Raw genomic sequence first — 17,741 nt, 5'->3', positions numbered from 1 at the left:
CCACGAAAGACCTTGCTCTTTCAAACCCCAGCTGAGAAGTTCGCAGAATGTGTTGCGGCGATGAGTTGAACCCGCCGCCAAACACAGACAGCATCTCCGCGATACAACGAACCTGGATGCGGTTTTGCAGGCCTGCCAGTCGCCTGGCCAGAAGCTATCTCGACGTCAAGTGTTCGAGATCGCCGATGCAAATCCGGAGTGGGGGGTGATCGCGGCTGTCGTCTGGGGCTTCCCCCGCGGCTCAATGCCGGGCGGCAAATGGCTCAGCTTCGCACAAGCCTTCGAAGTAGCGCCGCAGTTTGCTGCGGCGTTAGCCGGATTCAGACTCACGACGACCTCGGCTACTGCAGCTATTGCCCAGCTGAACAATTTGGTTCCCGGGCTGGGGTTCGCGACGACAACCAAGATGGCGTACTTTGCGAGGCTCACGTTTCCTGGAAGGCCCCGCGCTGATTTTCGATGCCAACGTCATCAAGGCGATCATCGATCCTTCGGGTCCTTGGGGCAGCTCTTTTCCGAGAACAAGATCCCTTCTCGGCTCAACGAATCTCCATGCGAAAGGCGTGCTCAGCTACAGCAGCTACGTCGAGGAAGCCGCCGCGCTGGCCACGCTTCACAACGTAGCACCGGAGGTGATCGAGATTGCGCTATTCCGCTTTGCCGCTCAGCCAGGCACATGGTCCTGATCAGACCAAGAAAGGCGTCCAGGATCCCGCGCCTCGGATACTGCCGGACCGCATAGAGGCCCCGTCTTCCGGGGCCTCTTTGCATTTCGATCCACCGCGATCAGCGGCCCAGCCGCTTCTCCACCTTCTTCCGGCTGTTTCCGACTTTCTTGACCGCCTTTTTCACGGCCGATGCCGAGCGACGAGTCTTCTTCGCCTCGTAGGCGACCTCATGCTTCTGCCCGCCCGCCACGCGGGCGCGATCCTGCTTGCGGCCGCGGCTGGTCTGATTCTTCTTCTTCGCTTTCGCCATGCTGCTCCTCCTTGCTACGCGAAAACGCCAGAAGAATCAGTTGGTTCCTCACCCGGCCCCCTGCGGACGACGCGAGAGCCGGAACGAATCCTCCGGCAAAGACTCGAGTCCCGCAGTGTCAGTTGCGTGGAGTGGGTCCGTGACATCGCAGCCTGCCGGGTCAAAGGCGCTTTCTAACGTCCTCGAACGGGCGGCGGAGAACTGAGATGCGCATGGCTCACTCACCGTCGATCATCCCGAGCGACCGGCTCGACCGCGACATCTACATCGTGCTTGAGGATTTCGGGGCCCGCGCCGGCTGCGCATGGCGCGAAACGGACGAGACCGAGACCGATCTCGAAAGCATTTTGCGCGGCATCCTTTCAGGTGATTACGCCTATCCCGTTCGGGTCGTCGCCTTCAACCCGGCGGAAGGCTGGTCGCGCGATGCCACAGCCGACGTCGCCGACGAAGTGGCCCAGCGGGTCGTTGACGAGTCACTAGAGATAACACCAGCGCTGCAAGCGTTCATCGAGGCATGTGCGACACGTCCGCTTGGCGTGCAGCTCGTCTTGCCACTGGGAACGGCTCGGCAGGTTTCCCGTGCGGGTCAGCCTCTGTCGCACGGCGAGCCGTGAGGGCTCAATTTCCCGCAATCCTCCAGCGCCTGAACGATACCCGAGCTGTCAACGACCTTGCCGTCCTTGCTGAGCGGCACATAGGAGGCCCGGCGACCTTCGGCATCGATCACTTCGATGAGCTGCGGCATGGTGTCGGGATATTCACCCGCGTGTTCACGCGTCCGGATGCGATAGCAGTCGAACCGCAAGCCGCTTCCATCCATGTAGGGATCCTGGGGACGGTCCTCTTCGGGTAGCGGCGGCAGGTCCGGCGGATTGATCTCAACCGGCTCCGGCGCCAGTGGGGTTTCGCCGTGGTCGAGGGCCTGCTGGAGCTCCGCAACTGCGCGAACTGCGCGCTCACCCCCGTCGAGCGCCGCTAGAGCGGCAACGAGCCGTTCGTCCTCCAGAATGGCCGGCAGCTCATCGATGGCGGCCTCGCAATCGCGCCCGCCGGGCTCGAAGTACCCCGCGAGAACCCCTTGGGCCTGACGGACCGCCATTGCGACACGCTTGTCGGGGGACATACCCTACTCCAGGCCACACGTGCGGAAAACGCTCAGGCAGCGCGCCTGTTCCTGAGGGCCGCAACCTGGAGCCGCGTCAGGCATTTATCCGAGCCGGGCTCAGTGCCGACCGGTTAGTGTGACGTTGCAGTTCTGACAGGAGCATTGTCGATGAATCGCATTTCATTCTATTTGGGCATCGCGCTCATTATCATTGGCCTTGCCACCTGGTATCTGCGGCCGTCGAGCCAGCCCGGAAAGTTCAAGATCAGCGTGGGCGGTATGACGATCGAGGTTGACGTACCCGCCTTCTTCATCGTCGCCATCGGCGTGGTGCTGATGTATATCAGCCCGACGTTTCCGGACCCCATCAAACCGCCCGGGCCTCCGGTACCCCAGCTCGCAGACTACGACTCCGGCTTTGTCGACGGCGGCCAGCACAGGTCCACCAGGGACTACTGCGACCCTCAATGGGAAGCTTACAAGAAGCAATACCCGGACTTCACGATCGAGAAGATCGAATTGCCGGAAGAGGGCCGTAAGGTCGACAAGAGCCTTACGGACCTCCGGGTCCAGCAGTACAGGTACCGTTGCAAATTCGTTGCGACGCGAAAATGAGGCTGCCTAATGCAGCTATCGCTGCCGGTCACGGCGGCGGTTGCGTGGGCGCGGATAGGCGAACACGTCAACCGCCTTGTAGAGGGTGGGCGGGCTGGTCAAATTCGCGCTGCGCTACATTCTGATATCAAGCGAAGCGGTGTGCTTCCGGGGAGACTCCCGTCGGATTGCAAACACCCGCAGTGAACGAGGTCAGCAGCACCAGTTGCGCGAAGCTGGGAGCCTGCAAGCTCAGCGCCGTTTCAGTCCCTTGAATGAGCTGGCGCGCAGCAGACCTTCTGAGGTGATATCGCGGTATTCCACATCGGCATAGAACTTCGGCTCGACCCAGGTCGCCTTGGGCTTCTGGATGGCCTTTGTGAGCTTCTGTTTTGGACTCACGACCGTATCGAGCGCCTTGCGTATCTGGCTTGAGGTGGTCCGACTCCAGCCGGTGCCCACCTTCCCCATGTAGACCAGCTCCTTGCCTTCCTGCCTGCCGAGGTGCAGAGCGGTGACGCCCGAGGGGTCCTTGATGAATCCGACGACAGGGAATTCGCCGCGCTGGACCGTCTTGATCTTCAGCCAGGCTTCGTTGCGGTCGGAACGGTACGGAGCGTCCGCCTTCTTGGAAACAATGCCTTTGTAGTTCAGCTTGGCGGCATGCTCGAACAGCTCCTGCCCGTCCCCGTCAAGGTGCTCGCTGTAGAGGATGGCGGTTCGAGCATGTCGATCAGTTCTTTCAGGCGCTCTTTCAGTTCAAGCTGAGGTTTTCCCCGAAGGTCTTCGCCGCTGTGGAAGAGGATGTCGAAAGCATAGAACAGCATCCTGTCCTGACGGCCCTTGGCGAGGTCCGCCTGCAGCTCCGAGAAATTCGTCCGTCCCTCATGGACGACGACCACCTCGCCGTCGAAAATGCTCTGGCTCTTGAGCCTGAAGGCGCCGGCGATGGCTGAGAATCGCTTTGTCCAGTCATGCCCATTGCGCGTGAAGATTCTGACAGTCCTGCGGTCGACATGCACCTGGACTCGGTAGCCGTCGTACTTGATTTCGTGGATCCAGTCCCCCGATGGCGCTTTCACCTTCAGCGCAGCCAGCTGGGGTTTGATGAATCCCGGCATCTCCGCTTTTGCGGCACGCACGCGGGACCTGACACGCTTAACCATACGCAACTCAAAACCAACAAATGACAATGCCTGCCAGTATAATCGGGATTATTTGGCAATCCCATGCTGGACGAAGAGTTTAACAAACAACGGTCGGAATTGATCCGCGAGCTGGCTGACAAGGCCGACCCGTTTATCAAGCGGCGGCTGCTCGACCTCGCGTCGCGCTACGAAAAGCACCGGACAAGGCCGATACCGATACCGCCCGTGGCCGTGAGCTGGCCTGATCAACGTCCTCGGAAGGACGGCGGCGAAGCAGGCTAATACTGCGGCCGCTTGAGCAGCTCCGGCAGACGCGAAATGGCCTTGGCGATCCGCCGCGCTTCATCACGGGTCAGATAGCTGTCGGCGTACTGGTAACCGCGGCGGTGCAGATCCTCCCGGTGAATGACCCCGCAGATGTAGAAGCCATTTGCGTCCTTCACACGAAACCCGTCCCGGTCTTCCTCCATGACCCATGGCGCCGGAAACCGCCGCAGGTTGTCCATCACACCCTGCGATGCGCGGGCGTTCCATTGATCCGCTTGCCTGAACCGTAGGTCTTTCCCAGGTTCGCCTCCCCTTTCATGCGATCACGCTCCGCGACCAGGCTGTCGACCTTGGCTTGCATTCGTACAAGCAGGGCTTGGGCTGACGCCGTTCTGATGCCGGCTCGCTGCAGGCTTAGGATCTCCTTCTGCTGACGGCTGATCTGCCGCCGCAAGTGCTCAATCTCGGAACGGATGTATTCGAGTGGGGGCATGGTTCAGCCTTAGAAAAGCAGATAAAAGCAAAAAGAACAAAATGAGAACAATGAGTCAAGCCGCTTTGAGGTGGCGCCATTGCTCAGAGAGGCGGCTAAGGCGGAATTCGGCTTAGCGAATGGGAAGCCCCTGCCCTCGCCAGGCTGGACGGGTCAAGGCCGCGAAGCGCCCACAGAGCTTGGCCTTGAGGCGGCTGGGATGGCGTGGACGTCGAAAGGCTGAAGCGAAAGCGCAAGCGGGCAAATATGCAGCCGCAAGAGCATCAGCATAACGCCGCGAAGCGGGATGCGGGACCGACTGCGGCGACGAGACCGGTTAAGAAGGCACCCGGCGCACGCATCAGTGCTAGCGGTGCCGCAGGCAGATGCTTGACCGAGTGCCTCCGGCGAGGAGTGCGTTATGCCTTGTGTGAGGGATTGTGACCCGAAGTGTATGGTCCGGCCGTGCGGTGCAAGAAGATTTCGACGATCCGGTAGTTGCGGTCTTGCATCAATGTATCCGGCCTCTGCTTGGAGCAAAGTGCTCCGGGCCATCATGGATATCAGCGCGCATGCGATCTAGTTAGCGGACAGGCCTCGACCGGGCCATTTGGGTCACCAGGGTTTTCATGCGCCGGGAAGACCGATCCTCCATCGTCGTCTCATCCTCTCGCAGACCTCGGCGGGTAAGGGTGTTGTTACGTCATCGATAGCTCCTCACTTCGCGTGTTCCTTTGTTCGTGCCTGGCGGTCGTTCCTTCGTCCCGGCCCGCAGAACGTCGGTCGCGTCGCGCGCAGGGGCGGTCAAGGCCGGCCGTCGCGCTTGGCTTGCGGCGGGCTCCGGCGTTGCCAGGCTGCGCCTTGACGGCGCCGAGCACGGCGCGAGGATCAAGCGGATCGGACGCCTGCATCGTCGGTCCTCGTCAGCTCGAAGGCACGTCCTTTGGCCAGCACCGCCCAGGCGATGCGGGCGAGCTTGTTGGCGAGTGCGATCGCCAGCACGTTGTGGTGCAACCGCCTCTTGGCGGCTTCGATCCAGGATTTGAGCCCCTAGCGTTCCCAGTTCTTTATCCTGACCAGCACAACCCATGCCGCCTGCACGAACAGAACGCGCAGGTAGCGATTGCCGCGCCTTGAGATTTTGCCGAGGATCGTGCGGTCTCCCGTCGAGATCTGCTTGGGCACCAGTCCGAGCCAGGCGCCGAAGTCGCGGCCTTTGGAGAATACGTCTCCAGTGCCGATCGCGGCCACCATGGCGCTCGAAATGATCGGCCCGATGCCAGGCACCGTCATCAGGCGCGAACATGCCTGATCTTGACGGGCCAGTGCCTCGATCTCGCCGGATAGGCCATCGATGCGCTGATCCAGCCGGCGCCAGTCGCCTGCCAACTCCTCGATGACACGCAACATGCGTGGCGACAAGGCATCGGCGCGTGTCGCAAGGATGGTGGGCAGTTCCGTGCGCAAGAAGCCAATGCCCTGGCGCACGGCGATCCCGCGCTCCAGCATGAAGGCGCGAATCTGGTTGATGATGCCGGTGCGTTGCGACACCAGCCGCTCGCGCACCCGATGCAGCGCCTGCAGATCCAGTTGCTCTGCGGTCTTGGTCGCCACGAACTTCATCGTCGGGCGTTGCACGGCTTCGGCAGTCGCTTCAGCATCATTAAAGTCGTTCTTCTGTCCTTTGCTATAGGGGCGGACATATTTGGCCGGCATCAACCTGGGATCGTGACCAAGCGATGCGAGTTTGCGGCTCAGGTGATGTGCGCCGACGCAGGCTTCCATGCCGATCAGGCAAGCCTGCATATTGGCGAGCCGCGCTTCCACTTGGCCACGCGACCACTTTTGCCGCAGCACGATGGCGCCCCGTGCATCGTGGCCCACGACGTGGAACGAGTTCTTGCCGATATCGATCCCGATCACGGCGACCGCGGTATTGGGTGTCTGAGACATGGCGTGCTCCTTCTTTGGCACCCCTTGCCAGCTTCACTTGCTGGCGGGGCGGGAGCACGGCCGGACCATCCCATTAGCGGAGATGGCGTGGCGGCTCCGGGCAACGCCTAAAGCCCGGCCGAAGGCACGCCCGCTCTTTCATCAAAAGCCAACACAGAAGCCTTGGCTACTTGACCTCCGCGGAATCTGTGGAAGGCAAGGGAGCCTGGCCAATACGCCAGCCCACCGGATCGAACATGACCCGGCGACGCCGATATTTCTCGAACTGCAGCATCGGCTTTTGATCATTGAAGTAGTTGCCTACCTGAGTCTTGAATGCGTCAGCATCGCTCCACAGGCCGACAGTCACGTATGATCGAAAGTTGCCCAGGGAATCCGGATCCAAATGCCATGTGGTATCGGGAAATTCCTTGACGGGAAGCGAGTCACTGAGGAATTCCGCAATGAGGCCGGTACGATCGCCAATGGTGTTGTTACCCTTGCAGTGGTCGAGAAAGGCCTGTACGTTTTTGTCGTCGGGCCTGATGCGCCAATGAATGAGAACTGCGATCATGCTGGCTTTCCAAGATAGGCGTGGTTGGTGAGGGGCAATCGGGCCAGGTTCGGCTTTTAGCAAGCTGTGCTCTTCCTTACCAGACAAGTGACTTAGGGCCGCGCTGGTCTCGGGCGATCAGCGACGAAGAAATGCGAATGGCCCTCCTGGAGGAAGGCCTGTTCGCAATGCTGATCGTCTTTGGAGGGCGTCAGTCCTTGTCATCCTGGACTTTCGGTTCACGAAGAACGATCTTCCCCGAGACCGCCAGTCCTGCCGCGATCACGATGTTGAAGCCCTTGCCATCATCGTTCGGCCACGCGGCCCCCACGCGGATCCACGTTGATTTCCGACCATCGCCGCTGACAACGAATGCATCGTGTGACGGCAGCTTGCTCTCGGCCATCGGTTTTCCTTTTCAAACGAGAGGGTGTTTCCAGCGAGACGCTGTGTACAGATGCTGACGCAACGGTATCCTGCAAAATGAACTCTACGCCGGACGCATCATCTGGAACCGCCAAACCTTCATTAAAGACCCGGAGACCGGCAAACGCATCAGCCGCGAAAATCCACGCGATCAATGGATGTCTGTGGAAGCCGAGCACCTGCGCATAATCGATGCAGATACCTGGGCGAAGGTCCGCGCGAGGCGCGAAGAGCGCGGCGGTCCCAAAGGATCGTACGCCACCCGGCCCAAGAACTTGCTGTCCGGCCTGATCAAATGCGGATGCTGCGGGTCCGGCTATGTTGTCGGCGGCAACGACAAGCGCGGGCCGCTCCTGCTCTGCACCCGCATGAAGGAGACCGGCCTGTGCGATAACCGGCGCACGATCGCACGCGAGGCGAAGCGCTGGTCTTGAAAGGCATCGAGGAGCAATTGGCGGCGCCCGAGCTGGTCGCCGAGTACGTCCGCGAGTATCACCGGATGTCGCGCGAGCTTCACGGCTCGACCGCCCACCGGCGCCGCGATCTCGAAAAGCGACTGGGCAACGTCAACGCCTCGATCTCAAAGGCGGTGGACGCCTTGCTCGGCGAAGCGCCCAGCGTGCCTTGCGTGACCGGTTGGCGGCTTTGGAAGCGGAGCGCGACGAGATCGAGGCCGCGATTGCCGAGGTCGTCCCGCCAACGGTCGAATTCCACCCGAACGCAGGCAACGCCTACCGCGACAAGATCAGGAACTTGAAGCAGGCTCTCGCGGAGTCGGATGCGGACAGCCGTCTGGCTGCCCACGAGGCTATTCGAGAGATTGTCGAGAAAGTCGTCGTTCACCCACAGGGCCGGTACAAACCTGTGCGGATCGACATTTACGGCCAACTCGCCGCCCTGCTCAGGATTTCCGAGAGGGCGGCCGAACCCCTAGAGTCTAGGGGAGCGTTGATTGCGGGGATAGGATTTGAACCTATGACCTTCAGGTTATGAGGGTGATCTTTAGCGGCCTATCTCATTGTTCTAGCTGGTCTTGTTGTAGCCATGTGCCGCTGATGTGCCATCGGCAATCACCCCGCTGGCGCGGCTAGCATTCCCCCAAGCTCGGGTACGCCTGTAGGCCAAGCGGTCATGCCATGGGCTCAACTTTGGTTTCCCCGCAAAACGGGCCCATTATGGGTGGCCCCCGCCAATGCGATATTCGAATTACAGAGTAGATGCGAAAGCAAAGCTGCACAACCCGCCTACTCGGCGAAGCTGTTGGCCGGGAGTTGGTGACCGGCGACCCGCCGGTGCGCGGTGGTGGCGACATGCCCCGGCGCATCGGGGTCATCTCTGCCGGTGTCGGTGTCGCGGATCACCGGCGCGGGATAGTCCGAGAAGACGCTGGACATCGGCTGCAAGTTGCCGACGTAGCGATTGACTGCACGGAAGGGTCGCGACGAGGACGCTAACACCCAAAAGCATCCTCAGCTCGTTTAATCCGGAACGACCACTCGTTTGCTGACCACCGTGAAGGTGTCTGTCGCCCTCAGCAGCGTCGGAAGGCCCTCGACGCGGAATCTGCTGCCGTCTTCCGAGACCCATATGATCCTTGCCCGCTCGCCTTCCGGCCATTCAATGATGTCGTCAGGCGCCAGCTTGGGTAGACTTTTGTCGAAACGGTTTTCTGTGTAGCCGTAGCTCTCCTCGCCCCGTTTGGGCGGAGAGGGAGCCTACTTGCAGCTGGAGTTTTCATTCACATCTATCGAACGTTTTTGTTTGGCTTCAGAAGGCATTTGTGACCGCCACCCATTCCCCCACCAAACCCGGCGCGCTCAGGTCTCCGTCGCTGCGCGCCCCGCTCGATTTGCTCTTCCTCTTCTGCTGCGTCCTGTTGACCGCCGACGTGCTCGGTCCCGAAATATTCGGTCACGGCAAGACCAAGGATTATGCGCTTTGGTACTGGGCGGGCGAGCAGGTACTTCAGGGTGGGGCGCTCTATCCTGACGTCACACAGATGTTTGCCTATATCTACCCGCCGCTGCCGGCGATCCTGCTCGCGATCCCGAGCTGGTTCGGCAAGATCCCACTCTATGTCGTGCTGTCGATCCTGAACGCGGTAGCGTGGTGGTACACAGGAATTCTCTCGAATGCCATGACCGGCTCCGGACACACGCCCGGTCGCTGGCTGGAGGCGCTGCCCGCCTTCGTCACCATCACCTTCGTGTTCGACATGTTCGACCTCGGCCAGCCGAACCTGCTTCTGCTGGCGATGATGCTCTACGGCTTCTGGAGCCTCCAGCACCAGCGGTCCTGGCTCGCCGGCTTCATGTTCGCGCTCGCCACCGCCATCAAGGTTTTTCCGGTTGCGGTGCTGCCTTATCTGGTTTGGCGCCGGCAGTGGGCGGCCGTCGTGAGCACGATCGCCTGCATCGGCCTTCTGCTCTTCGTAGTGCCGGCGCCGATCCGCGGCTTCGACCACAACGTCAATGAGCTCAAGACCTGGTACCAGGCCATGGTCGGCTCGAGCTCGGAAAAGGGCTTTGGCAAGCGCGACGAGCAGAACTGGTCGTGGGTCAACCAATCCATCATCGCGGTGACGCACCGCCTGGTGCGGCCGGTCAACTGGAATCAGGACGATCCAAGCAAGCCGCCGCGCACGATGAATGTGATCGACGTCGAATACCAAACTGCGAACTGGATCGTGCTCGCGGTGTCGGCGGCGCTCGGGTTCGGCTTCCTCGCTGTGATGCCTGCGCAGCGGCGGCGAACCGAACGGTCGGACGCCGAGGAGCTCGGCATCCTGTTCTGCCTGATGACGGTGGCCTCGCCCCTGGCGCGACAATATTACTTCATGTGGCTGTTCTTCCCGATAACGGTGCTGATGCATCGCGCCGCCTTCGACGAGCGCTTCCGCGTGCGGCTGGGAACCTGGATCGCGCTGGCGGCAGCTGGCATCCTCATGCTGCTGTCGCTGCCGCCGTTTCCCCTGGTTTTGCAGGCCTGGGGTAACAACCTCGCCGCTACCGCCGTTCTTGCGGGCGCGCTGGTCTGGCACATCAGGCATCCGCCAGATGCGTCTGGCTCGAAAGCTGCGGCGGAGCTAAAAGCAGCAGCGCCGAGAACCATAGCAAGTCACGAGATAAACACATCGGCTCGTCGAGCACGTTGAAGACGACTACATCGCCCTGGTGGACACCAATGAACTGCCGGTCCATCTCGCGCTCACGCTAGTTAATAATCATCGTCCTCGTAGTATGGATATGGAGGTGACGGGCGCCTGGCATACGGTGGCGGAGACACAGCGTAGGGCTGCGACCGTACGATCCGACCGTTTGGACCAGCAGGCCGCGAAGCCGCGCCAGTTGCAATTACCGCTCGACAGCCCGGAGAGAGCCGGGGTGTATTCTGCTGCAGGCAGGCGACAATTCTGTTCACATCCGGAATCTGGCTGCTGCAGAGGCGCCAGACATCAGGGTCACCACTCTGCAGCCGCGGCGATTGTTGTAAGATTGATTGCCGCTATCGTCAGAACTAGGAGACACGCCGGCATTTGTTTGGTTCGCTTTTCTATTTTGCTGAGGCGCCACTATCTACTTGCGCGGTTTTATCCTGAAGCGGGACCACAAATGGCCGATCAGTGATAGGACTATGGCGGCCACAATGATCGGGAGCCAAATCGACATGGTTATGATGAACAAGGAAAGGATGACCGCACGTCCAAAGACCGATTCGGTGACAGGATTCTTAAGACGAGCAAAATAGGCGTAGATGATAAAGATGGCGGCTGGCACCATCCACGCGGCGACAAGCACCAGTAACAGGTCAACAAGTTGACTGCCATAATGGTACATGAGCGCGCCTCCCGACAGCGTCGGAGCGAATTGCTGTCACCGCTGCGAGAACTGCGGCGATTGTCGAGGAGAATGGGTTTTTGTTCGCGTTCGCGGGCATCTGCACGCTCGGCGCCCGGAGTCCGGGCCGATGCCCAAACTCATCCGAAGCCGCAGCCTTCGATTCCCCTGATCTAGGTCCTCTCAACGAGCACTCGCTGAGATGGCTCGGGCAAGGGCTCGTCCAATGCAATCATAACCATCGGCGGTGTTGTGCAATCCGTCCCACGTTACAAGCGCGCTTTGCGCAACTCCGGCACTGATCGAATTTCGCATCAGCGCAAAACGAGAGAATAACCCGACCCGTTCCTGCTTCGCGACATCGGCGATGATGCCCTCCATCGTTGGGTAGCTAGCTGAAGCGAGCACTTGCGGCGCATATTGCAGATCCATCAGCACGACATCGGCAGAGCCTGCCTTAAGCGCCCTTACCCCTTCAAGAACGCTCCTCTTGAGCCCTTGGTCCGGCCGACCACCCCAGGCGACGTCATTGGTGCCCAATTGCCAGATAACGAGATCAGGTGCGTGGGCGAAAACGTCACGCTCGAAGCGCGCGATGTTGTTCGGAATGGTGTCGCCGACTCGACCGCTGTTAATAACATCGATCTTGGCGCTCGATCTAAGCCTCGAGAGCTCTCGGCGCATCACCTCCGGGTACGTTGCCGCGGACCTAAGCTGCCAGAGTCCTACTGTCGACGATGACCCGATCGCCACAATCTTTATCGGCTCACCAGATCTCAAACGCGCCCCCGTGCGGGGCAGTTGCGCGCCCAGCGAGATATCCAAATTTGCCGCAAGACATCTCTCTCCAGAGGATATCTCGTCCTGCGCTTGTGAGGGCGCGGTGCTGGACAGCCCGATCATCATGGCAGCACCGATCGACACTATTGTTCGAGCGGTTCGCTTTGCGCATGGCAGAATAAATTGACACATGTTCCCCAATAACTGGTCGATTCTCTCTTGACAACCCTTGGCGTCAAACGCTTCTGTCATTTGATTACAGGTCCATTGATGCGTGTACAGCGAGCATGAATCCGCGGATAGTCGCGGTAAGACCATGTCCGGAACTCCTGTAGCGAAGCGGCTGGTATTCCATATCGGCGGCTATGATCCGATTACGTCGCCTGTCAGCGCGCAATTACGCTTTGTGCGTGAGATTGCCAGGTTCCAACGTACCTGGTCAGTGAAAGCGGTCGTCGACAATTCGCATGATACCGCCGACCAAATGCAATGGAATGTGACGACAACCGGCCCCGATTGGCTCGTCGAAACCGATTACCGTCTGGTCCGATGGCACGACGTAATTGAGGCCTTCGGGCGTCGAAGCCTCGGCTCACGCATTTCCATCGGCATTCTTGCGTTTCTTGATTTCGTTTTATCCGGCACTCTTTGGCGCTACTTGCTGAGCAACTGGCGCTACGCGCTTTTCTTTCTCTATCCATTGGTCATGTTCGGATTGCTCATCGCGGCCGCCTTCTTGATTGGCGTGGTTGCATTCAAGATCACCGAGTCAATTCTCATTGCTGCCGGTGGCGGTCTCTTCGGGTTCGCAGCCGCCTTGGCGGGGCCGTGGCACTGGCTGCACCTGAGCGACTTGTTCGACGACTGGATTTTTTCTCACGAGTACGTTCGATGCGGTAATTCGGAAATGGAGCAGAAGCTGGATAGGTTGGCCGCGGAGTTCGTGGCTGCGGCGAGCAACTCCACCGCAGACGAAATTTTGGTCATAGGGCATAGTCTTGGCGCCGTACTTGCCGTTGATTTACTTGATCGCGCCTTGAAGCTGGCCCCTGCGCTCGATCGGAACAAAATTCCCGTCACATTCTTGAGCGTTGGATCATCCATACTCAAGATAGGCTTGCACCCAAAGGCGATACCCTTTCGCATGGCGGTCGAACGCGTCGCCAATTCGCGCGCGATCTTCTGGGGCGACTATCAGGCCCTCATCGATCTGTTGAACTTTTACAAAAGCCGGCCGATGGCCGATATGGGCTTGGCGGCAGAAAACGAGGCGACCGTCAGGGTCGTGAGACTTAGTCGAATGCTTGACGACGCCGTGTATCAACGTATCCGCTTCAATTTCTTTCGCGTGCACAACCAATTCGTCAGTGGAAATGACAGGCGAACATCGTACGATTACTTTATGCTCACATGCGGACCTATTTCAGCCAAATCCCAGACGGTCGCCCCGGATGGCGCCGTGTCGATGATCGCTGAAGACGGAGGGCTTATTGCGAGCGCGCCGCTCTCGAGAAGTGAACTGCCAGGTCGTCCCGGCGCGGCGGCCTAATTCAAATGACGCCCACCATTTCGAAAGTCATTTTCGTTGCCTTGGCGATCGGCTGGTACCTCATACGCCATAAGTACGCGCGGCGTTCCCGCCGTGCGAGGATTGTGTGGAGCGCTCGCGGCCCCCTGGAAACGGTGCTCCTGCTCATATCTCTTTCGGGACTTGGACTTGTTCCGCTCGTCTACATAGCGACAGGAATACCTCGTTTCGCGGCTCACAATTTTTATCCTTCGTTGGCTTGGCTGGGGTCTCTCTTTGCGATTGCTGCTTTGGGCGTGTTTCATCTGACTCATCGTGCACTCGGCCGAAATTGGTCGATAAGTCTCGATGTGCGGGAGAATCATGAACTCGTGACGGAAGGGATTTACCGGAGAGTTCGACACCCGATGTATTCGGCATTTTGGCTGTGGGCTATCGCCCAGGCATTGCTGCTGCCTAATTGGATTGCCGGCTTCGCGGGCCTGGCCGGCTTCGGCACTTTGTTCTTTGGCCGCGTCGCAAGAGAAGAGCGAATGATGCTGCAGACGTTTGGCGACAACTATCGCGAGTATATGGCACGGACCGGTCGGGTCTTCCCGCGGATACTGTGAAGTAGAATCCCGACACGTCTTGATCTGTAAGACCACGAAGTCGACCTGGAACCAAACGCCTCAATTTGCGTGCCATTTTCGCAACATGCAGCAAAAAACGGCTATCGGGGCTGCCGACTCCTTGGTCTATTCATTGCCGGCGTTGCTAGCGTCAGGTTATTTCTATGTGTGTCAGGTGAATTCCAACCCAGCCGAATCATGTGAGAACCCGATGTCGAAATTCGTGATCCTTGGAATCGCTTCATTAGCTTTCGCGGGGACAGCAGTTGCTGCCGACATGCCACGGCCTCAGCCTGTTGCCGCCGCCCCCACGCCGGTTGGCAAATACCCCGTTGGCAAATACCCCGTTGGCAAGAGTCCAGTAGGCAAATACCCGGTCGCGGCCCCGGCTCCGTTGGTGACCAAAGGTTGATCTGGCTATCCATTCGCGCGCCGGCGGCGTTCGTTTGGGGTAGGCGGACTATCTATGGCGGATCTTGAATCCAAGAGGATTCGAAGATGGCGGTAGTGATTCGGAAATATCTGGGTCTGGAGCTATTTGCGAGGGCCGCCATGCTGGCGGCCTTCGTGGGCTTGGGGGCTGGGTTCAGTAGCGCACAACCACTCGTGGCGCGTGCAGACGATCAGCAACGGGACGCTCCCCCCAATTCGGCAACGAACCATGCGGACAGCATGGCTGCTGTTACGCCAGGCGCCCCGCCGGCTGCATCGGATGTAAAACCAGTTCGAAGAGCTGCTGCCAAAGGTCCCTACTACGTTGATTTTCGTGCCCGCACGGCATCAACGTACGGTCATGCATTCGTCTGGTACGGAAAGACGAGCGAAAAGCAGGTCGAGGTCGCTGGTCTGGCTCCGGCCGGCGACGAGGTGCCGTACATTTTGGGTCACCTGATATTTGTCCCCTCGGAGACAGGTGCGACCTATGGTGATCTTGACGAGCAATATCTGACGGCCAGCTACCGCGTCTACTTGAATGAGGCCGATGCCCAGAAGGTGTTTGCCTATATCAAGCACCTGCAGGAGACTTCGCCGCTATGGAATGCGGCAACGACCAACTGCACTGCTTTCATTGGCCGCATAGCGACTTTTATGGGCCTCAACGCTCCGTTTCATCTGCTAACGCCTGAGGCATACGTAAACAAACTTAGAGAACTGAACGGGGGACGAAAAACGGTGCAGCTTGAACCCGAGCGGGGCTAGGTCTCTCAGTATTGAGCTCATCCAGCTTTCCTGTCAGCCGTCTCGACAGGCCCTCGATTTCCCACGAATTCAATGAGCGGCGTCATCCGAGAAAGCGCGGCGCAATGTTGACCGTCCAAAGCGGACAAACAACCGTCGGGAGGATCCGCCGCGAACGGTCCAAGATGCGCAGAGGCTGCGGTCGAGGCGATCGCGACGCGTGCTGACGACGAGTTGCTTGGCGCAGGTGAGAGCGGTTAGCCAAGTCAAAGCGTTTCGCTCGGGCAATGGCCGTAGCGACCCGATGGTAAAGTCCCTGGCGCTCGTCCTAGAACACGAGGTCATCGGCAGACAGTTGTTCACTTGCCTCGAACGTCGAGCACTGACATCAATCAATCAATGCGACTCGCGTAGGCGGCAAGTTGATAGAGGCTCTCCAGAATCTGTCTGTAGTCCATAAAATTTCGCGCAAGGACGCGCAGGATCGAAATTTGTACCATCAGGGCACTCATCGCCGCTGTTTTCGCACCAGTATTCAGGGGACGCTAATGCGGGTCCATATCATTCTTGCCAGCCTGGTCCTCTTGCTCATTGGGAGGGTCAGCGGCACGGTCGTTGATAAAGGAACCGACGCGCAGAAATCTTGCGGACTACTTGTTCAGAAATCGTTTCGTGATCAGGACGAAGCCCGGTTCGCCGGCGCATGTGAGGGAATGATCGAGACTGCGATGCTCTTTTCACCAAATCTGCCAGCTGAGGTGCGTGCATGCCCCCCCGCGCAAGGCAGTGTCTTGGAAAGTGCCAAGGTCCTTCTACAATACATTGACAACAATCCGGATCGACTGAATGAACCAGGGATTACCATTGCACTCGAGGCGTTCAGAGATACTTGGCCTTGCCATGGGGACGATGCCGAGGCGCCAGGTGGCCCGAAACCCAAAAAACGCGCGTCGAAAAAATCGAAACAATGAAGTACTCCCACCGCGACCGAAGAGCGCAGATCAGGAGACGCCTCAAAGGCGCCAAATAGGCGGCGCAGTAGACATTATACGAACGCATGAGCGCCAACAAACTGCGTGGCATTGTGCCCTCAACGCCCGGGCCGGAGCAGCATGACGATCCCCTGCCGCGTCCTAATGATCTATCCGAAGTTCGTTCCTAACTCGTTTTGGAACTATACGGAAGCCTGCGAACTCGTCGGCGCGAAATATCCGGCGGCGCCGCTCGGCCTAATCACCGTCGCGGCCATGTTGCCGAAGCATTGGGACATCCGTCTCATCAACCGTAACACCGAGTCGTTGACTGACGCGGACCTCGAGTGGGCCGATCTCGTCATGACCGGCGGCATGCTCAACCAGCAGCCCGATGCCGTCTATCTGATCGATCTCGCCCATCTGCACGGCAAGCCCGTATGTGTCGGCGGGCCTGACGTCACCTCGAGCCCGCATCTCTACGCGGACGCGGACCTCCAGGTGCTCGGCGAAGCCGAGCAGGTCATCGGGGACTTCATCGCCGCCTGGCAGGGCGGCGAGCGCAAGGGCGTGTTTGTCGCCGAGAAATTCAAAGCTGACGTCACGCAAAGCCCGATGCCCCGCTACGATCTGCTCAAGTTCGATCACTATCTCTTCATTGGCGTGCAATATTCGCGGGGTTGTCCGTTCACCTGCGAGTTCTGCGACATCATCGAGCTGTATGGTCGCGTGCCGCGCACCAAGACCAACGATCAGATCCTCGCTGAGCTGCAAGTGCTCTATGATCACGGTTATCGTGGGCATATCGATTTCGTCGACGACAATTTCATCGGCAACAAGAAAAACCTCCGCACCCTGCTGCCGCGGCTCAAGGACTGGCTGGAAGAGCGCGACTATCCGTTCGAGTTCTCGACTGAAGCCTCTATTAACATCGCGGACGATAGCGAATTGTTGCAGGCAATGAAGGACGCAAACTTCTTTGGAATTTTCGTCGGCATCGAGAGCCCGGATCCGGAGACGCTCGTGCAGATGAAGAAAAAACAGAACACCAGGCGCAACATCGCCGAGTGTATCCATAAGATTTATAGCTACGGCATGTTCGTCACCGCGGGCTTCATCGTCGGGTTCGATACCGAGAAGGCCGCGATGGGACAGGCAATGGTTGACTTCATCGAGGAGGCGAGCATTCCAGTCTGCATGGTTGGACTGCTTTATGCGCTGCCTGGTACACAGCTGACGCGGCGGTTAGCCAATGAAGGCCGTTTGCATGAAGGCCATGACCTCATGAACGTCGAGCAGGCGGGCGATCAATGCACGCTCGGCTGCAATTTCGACACCAATCGTCCGCTTCGTGACAT

23 protein-coding genes and 2 pseudogenes are annotated in these 17,741 nt (G+C 59.2%); 13 read left to right on the top strand and 12 right to left on the bottom strand.

The window, feature by feature from the left end:
- Positions 1-97: 97 nt before the first annotated feature.
- Together SO139_RS41365 and SO139_RS41360 are read left to right on the top strand one after the other, a co-directional pair.
- A pseudogene (locus SO139_RS41365) lies at positions 98-412 on the top strand (hypothetical protein); the annotation flags it as partial.
- A gap of 151 nt (positions 413-563) precedes the next feature.
- Positions 564-686 carry a hypothetical protein gene (locus tag SO139_RS41360; RefSeq protein WP_474801646.1) on the top strand — a complete coding sequence of 41 codons (123 nt, stop codon included), beginning with the start codon at positions 564-566 and terminating at the stop codon, positions 684-686.
- A gap of 100 nt (positions 687-786) precedes the next feature.
- Here the strand turns inward: SO139_RS41360 and SO139_RS41355 are convergent, their stop codons facing one another.
- The gene (locus SO139_RS41355) at positions 787-978 is read right to left on the bottom strand and encodes a DUF3606 domain-containing protein (protein ID WP_474801580.1); all 192 of its coding nucleotides are present in this window, start codon (positions 976-978) and stop codon (positions 787-789) included.
- 212 nt (positions 979-1,190) lie between these two features.
- On the opposite strand from SO139_RS41355, the gene SO139_RS41350 reads away from it, so the two are divergent.
- The gene (locus SO139_RS41350; protein ID WP_474801642.1) at positions 1,191-1,595 is read left to right on the top strand and encodes a hypothetical protein; all 405 of its coding nucleotides are present in this window, start codon (positions 1,191-1,193) and stop codon (positions 1,593-1,595) included.
- Here the strand turns inward: SO139_RS41350 and SO139_RS41345 are convergent.
- Positions 1,568-2,104, bottom strand: coding sequence for a hypothetical protein (locus SO139_RS41345; protein ID WP_474801578.1), 537 nt, complete (start codon positions 2,102-2,104; stop codon positions 1,568-1,570). The two genes, SO139_RS41350 and SO139_RS41345, sit on opposite strands and share 28 nt — an antisense overlap.
- A gap of 150 nt (positions 2,105-2,254) precedes the next feature.
- Between SO139_RS41345 and SO139_RS41340 the strand changes: the two genes are divergently transcribed.
- A complete protein-coding gene (locus tag SO139_RS41340) occupies positions 2,255-2,701 on the top strand; it encodes a hypothetical protein (protein ID WP_474801576.1) in 447 nt (148 codons plus the stop codon).
- 231 nt (positions 2,702-2,932) lie between these two features.
- Here SO139_RS41340 and SO139_RS41335 read toward each other — a convergent pair whose 3' ends face one another.
- Both SO139_RS41335 and SO139_RS41330 read right to left on the bottom strand, forming a co-directional pair.
- Positions 2,933-3,151 (bottom strand): ATP dependent DNA ligase, encoded by a 219-nt coding sequence (locus SO139_RS41335; RefSeq protein WP_474801574.1) that lies wholly within the window; start codon positions 3,149-3,151, stop codon positions 2,933-2,935.
- Between the two features lie 179 nt (positions 3,152-3,330).
- Positions 3,331-3,801: an ATP-dependent DNA ligase gene (locus SO139_RS41330; protein WP_498541841.1), complete on the bottom strand. Its 471-nt coding sequence runs from the start codon at positions 3,799-3,801 to the stop codon at positions 3,331-3,333.
- Positions 3,802-3,909: 108 nt separating this feature from the next.
- Here SO139_RS41330 and SO139_RS41325 point away from each other — a divergent pair, with 108 nt between their 5' ends.
- Positions 3,910-4,110, top strand: coding sequence for a hypothetical protein (locus SO139_RS41325; protein ID WP_498541840.1), 201 nt, complete (start codon positions 3,910-3,912; stop codon positions 4,108-4,110).
- On the opposite strand, the gene SO139_RS41320 is transcribed toward SO139_RS41325, so the two are convergent.
- The 5 genes and pseudogenes from SO139_RS41320 to SO139_RS41300 all read right to left on the bottom strand — a co-directional run bounded on the left by SO139_RS41320 (position 4,107) and on the right by SO139_RS41300 (position 7,458).
- Positions 4,107-4,334 (bottom strand): hypothetical protein, encoded by a 228-nt coding sequence (locus SO139_RS41320; protein ID WP_474801568.1) that lies wholly within the window; start codon positions 4,332-4,334, stop codon positions 4,107-4,109. The two genes, SO139_RS41325 and SO139_RS41320, sit on opposite strands and share 4 nt — an antisense overlap.
- A complete protein-coding gene (locus SO139_RS41315) occupies positions 4,334-4,588 on the bottom strand; it encodes a hypothetical protein (protein ID WP_498541839.1) in 255 nt (84 codons plus the stop codon). The genes SO139_RS41320 and SO139_RS41315 overlap by 1 nt, the downstream gene beginning before the upstream one ends.
- 867 nt (positions 4,589-5,455) lie before the next feature.
- Positions 5,456-6,520 (bottom strand): annotated as a pseudogene (locus SO139_RS41310) (IS110 family RNA-guided transposase).
- Positions 6,521-6,686: 166 nt separating this feature from the next.
- Positions 6,687-7,073: a hypothetical protein gene (locus SO139_RS41305; RefSeq protein ID WP_474801566.1), complete on the bottom strand. Its 387-nt coding sequence runs from the start codon at positions 7,071-7,073 to the stop codon at positions 6,687-6,689.
- Between the two features lie 190 nt (positions 7,074-7,263).
- Positions 7,264-7,458, bottom strand: coding sequence for a hypothetical protein (locus SO139_RS41300; protein ID WP_474801564.1), 195 nt, complete (start codon positions 7,456-7,458; stop codon positions 7,264-7,266).
- 67 nt (positions 7,459-7,525) lie between these two features.
- Here SO139_RS41300 and SO139_RS41295 point away from each other — a divergent pair, with 67 nt between their 5' ends.
- Together SO139_RS41295 and SO139_RS41290 are read left to right on the top strand one after the other, a co-directional pair.
- A complete protein-coding gene (locus SO139_RS41295; RefSeq protein WP_474801640.1) occupies positions 7,526-7,912 on the top strand; it encodes a recombinase family protein in 387 nt (128 codons plus the stop codon).
- 190 nt (positions 7,913-8,102) lie between these two features.
- Positions 8,103-8,471: a hypothetical protein gene (locus SO139_RS41290; protein WP_474801562.1), complete on the top strand. Its 369-nt coding sequence runs from the start codon at positions 8,103-8,105 to the stop codon at positions 8,469-8,471.
- A 251-nt stretch (positions 8,472-8,722) separates the two neighbouring features.
- On the opposite strand, the gene SO139_RS41285 is transcribed toward SO139_RS41290, so the two are convergent.
- On the bottom strand, positions 8,723-8,935 hold the full coding sequence (locus SO139_RS41285) for a hypothetical protein (RefSeq protein ID WP_474801560.1): 213 nt from the start codon (positions 8,933-8,935) through the stop codon (positions 8,723-8,725).
- Positions 8,936-9,258: 323 nt separating this feature from the next.
- On the opposite strand from SO139_RS41285, the gene SO139_RS41280 reads away from it, so the two are divergent.
- Positions 9,259-10,632, top strand: a complete 1,374-nt coding sequence (locus tag SO139_RS41280) for a glycosyltransferase family 87 protein (protein ID WP_474801558.1) — start codon at positions 9,259-9,261, stop codon at positions 10,630-10,632.
- 421 nt (positions 10,633-11,053) lie between these two features.
- On the opposite strand, the gene SO139_RS41275 is transcribed toward SO139_RS41280, so the two are convergent.
- The gene (locus SO139_RS41275; protein ID WP_474801556.1) at positions 11,054-11,314 is read right to left on the bottom strand and encodes a hypothetical protein; all 261 of its coding nucleotides are present in this window, start codon (positions 11,312-11,314) and stop codon (positions 11,054-11,056) included.
- Positions 11,315-11,497: 183 nt separating this feature from the next.
- Entirely contained in the window at positions 11,498-12,220 is a 723-nt protein-coding gene (locus SO139_RS41270; RefSeq protein WP_474801554.1) for an SGNH/GDSL hydrolase family protein, read from the bottom strand.
- A 190-nt stretch (positions 12,221-12,410) separates the two neighbouring features.
- On the opposite strand from SO139_RS41270, the gene SO139_RS41265 reads away from it, so the two are divergent.
- From SO139_RS41265 to SO139_RS41245, 5 genes are all read left to right on the top strand, one after another.
- Complete coding sequence (locus tag SO139_RS41265) at positions 12,411-13,643, top strand: hypothetical protein (RefSeq protein WP_474801552.1); 1,233 nt, start codon at positions 12,411-12,413, stop codon at positions 13,641-13,643.
- A 5-nt stretch (positions 13,644-13,648) separates the two neighbouring features.
- Entirely contained in the window at positions 13,649-14,233 is a 585-nt protein-coding gene (locus SO139_RS41260; protein ID WP_474801550.1) for a protein-S-isoprenylcysteine O-methyltransferase, read from the top strand.
- 498 nt (positions 14,234-14,731) lie between these two features.
- The gene (locus tag SO139_RS41255; RefSeq protein WP_498541838.1) at positions 14,732-15,433 is read left to right on the top strand and encodes a hypothetical protein; all 702 of its coding nucleotides are present in this window, start codon (positions 14,732-14,734) and stop codon (positions 15,431-15,433) included.
- Positions 15,434-15,960: 527 nt separating this feature from the next.
- On the top strand, positions 15,961-16,383 hold the full coding sequence (locus SO139_RS41250; protein WP_474801546.1) for a Rap1a/Tai family immunity protein: 423 nt from the start codon (positions 15,961-15,963) through the stop codon (positions 16,381-16,383).
- A 141-nt stretch (positions 16,384-16,524) separates the two neighbouring features.
- A partial coding sequence (locus SO139_RS41245; RefSeq protein WP_498541837.1) for a B12-binding domain-containing radical SAM protein occupies positions 16,525-17,741 on the top strand: 1,217 nt, incomplete at its 3' end.

The sequence above is a fragment of the Bradyrhizobium sp. UFLA05-89 genome, from assembly GCF_059803475.1.
This window is presented reverse-complemented; position numbering and strand designations above follow the sequence as displayed.

Excerpts from the sequence above, each read along its gene's own strand:
- SO139_RS41355 (WP_474801580.1), bottom strand. The coding sequence starts at position 978 with ATGGCGAAAGCGAAGAAGAAGAATCAGACCAGCCGCGGCCGCAAGCAG.
- SO139_RS41350 (WP_474801642.1), top strand. The coding sequence starts at position 1,191 with ATGGCTCACTCACCGTCGATCATCCCGAGCGACCGGCTCGACCGCGAC.
- SO139_RS41345 (WP_474801578.1), bottom strand. The coding sequence starts at position 2,104 with ATGTCCCCCGACAAGCGTGTCGCAATGGCGGTCCGTCAGGCCCAAGGG.
- SO139_RS41340 (WP_474801576.1), top strand. The coding sequence starts at position 2,255 with ATGAATCGCATTTCATTCTATTTGGGCATCGCGCTCATTATCATTGGC.
- SO139_RS41335 (WP_474801574.1), bottom strand. The coding sequence starts at position 3,151 with ATGGGGAAGGTGGGCACCGGCTGGAGTCGGACCACCTCAAGCCAGATA.
- SO139_RS41330 (WP_498541841.1), bottom strand. The coding sequence starts at position 3,801 with ATGCCGGGATTCATCAAACCCCAGCTGGCTGCGCTGAAGGTGAAAGCG.
- SO139_RS41325 (WP_498541840.1), top strand. The coding sequence starts at position 3,910 with ATGCTGGACGAAGAGTTTAACAAACAACGGTCGGAATTGATCCGCGAG.
- SO139_RS41320 (WP_474801568.1), bottom strand. The coding sequence starts at position 4,334 with ATGGACAACCTGCGGCGGTTTCCGGCGCCATGGGTCATGGAGGAAGAC.
- SO139_RS41315 (WP_498541839.1), bottom strand. The coding sequence starts at position 4,588 with ATGCCCCCACTCGAATACATCCGTTCCGAGATTGAGCACTTGCGGCGG.
- SO139_RS41305 (WP_474801566.1), bottom strand. The coding sequence starts at position 7,073 with ATGATCGCAGTTCTCATTCATTGGCGCATCAGGCCCGACGACAAAAAC.
- SO139_RS41300 (WP_474801564.1), bottom strand. The coding sequence starts at position 7,458 with ATGGCCGAGAGCAAGCTGCCGTCACACGATGCATTCGTTGTCAGCGGC.
- SO139_RS41275 (WP_474801556.1), bottom strand. The coding sequence starts at position 11,314 with ATGTACCATTATGGCAGTCAACTTGTTGACCTGTTACTGGTGCTTGTC.
- SO139_RS41270 (WP_474801554.1), bottom strand. The coding sequence starts at position 12,220 with ATGATGATCGGGCTGTCCAGCACCGCGCCCTCACAAGCGCAGGACGAG.
- SO139_RS41265 (WP_474801552.1), top strand. The coding sequence starts at position 12,411 with ATGTCCGGAACTCCTGTAGCGAAGCGGCTGGTATTCCATATCGGCGGC.
- SO139_RS41260 (WP_474801550.1), top strand. The coding sequence starts at position 13,649 with ATGACGCCCACCATTTCGAAAGTCATTTTCGTTGCCTTGGCGATCGGC.
- SO139_RS41255 (WP_498541838.1), top strand. The coding sequence starts at position 14,732 with ATGGCGGTAGTGATTCGGAAATATCTGGGTCTGGAGCTATTTGCGAGG.
- SO139_RS41250 (WP_474801546.1), top strand. The coding sequence starts at position 15,961 with ATGCGGGTCCATATCATTCTTGCCAGCCTGGTCCTCTTGCTCATTGGG.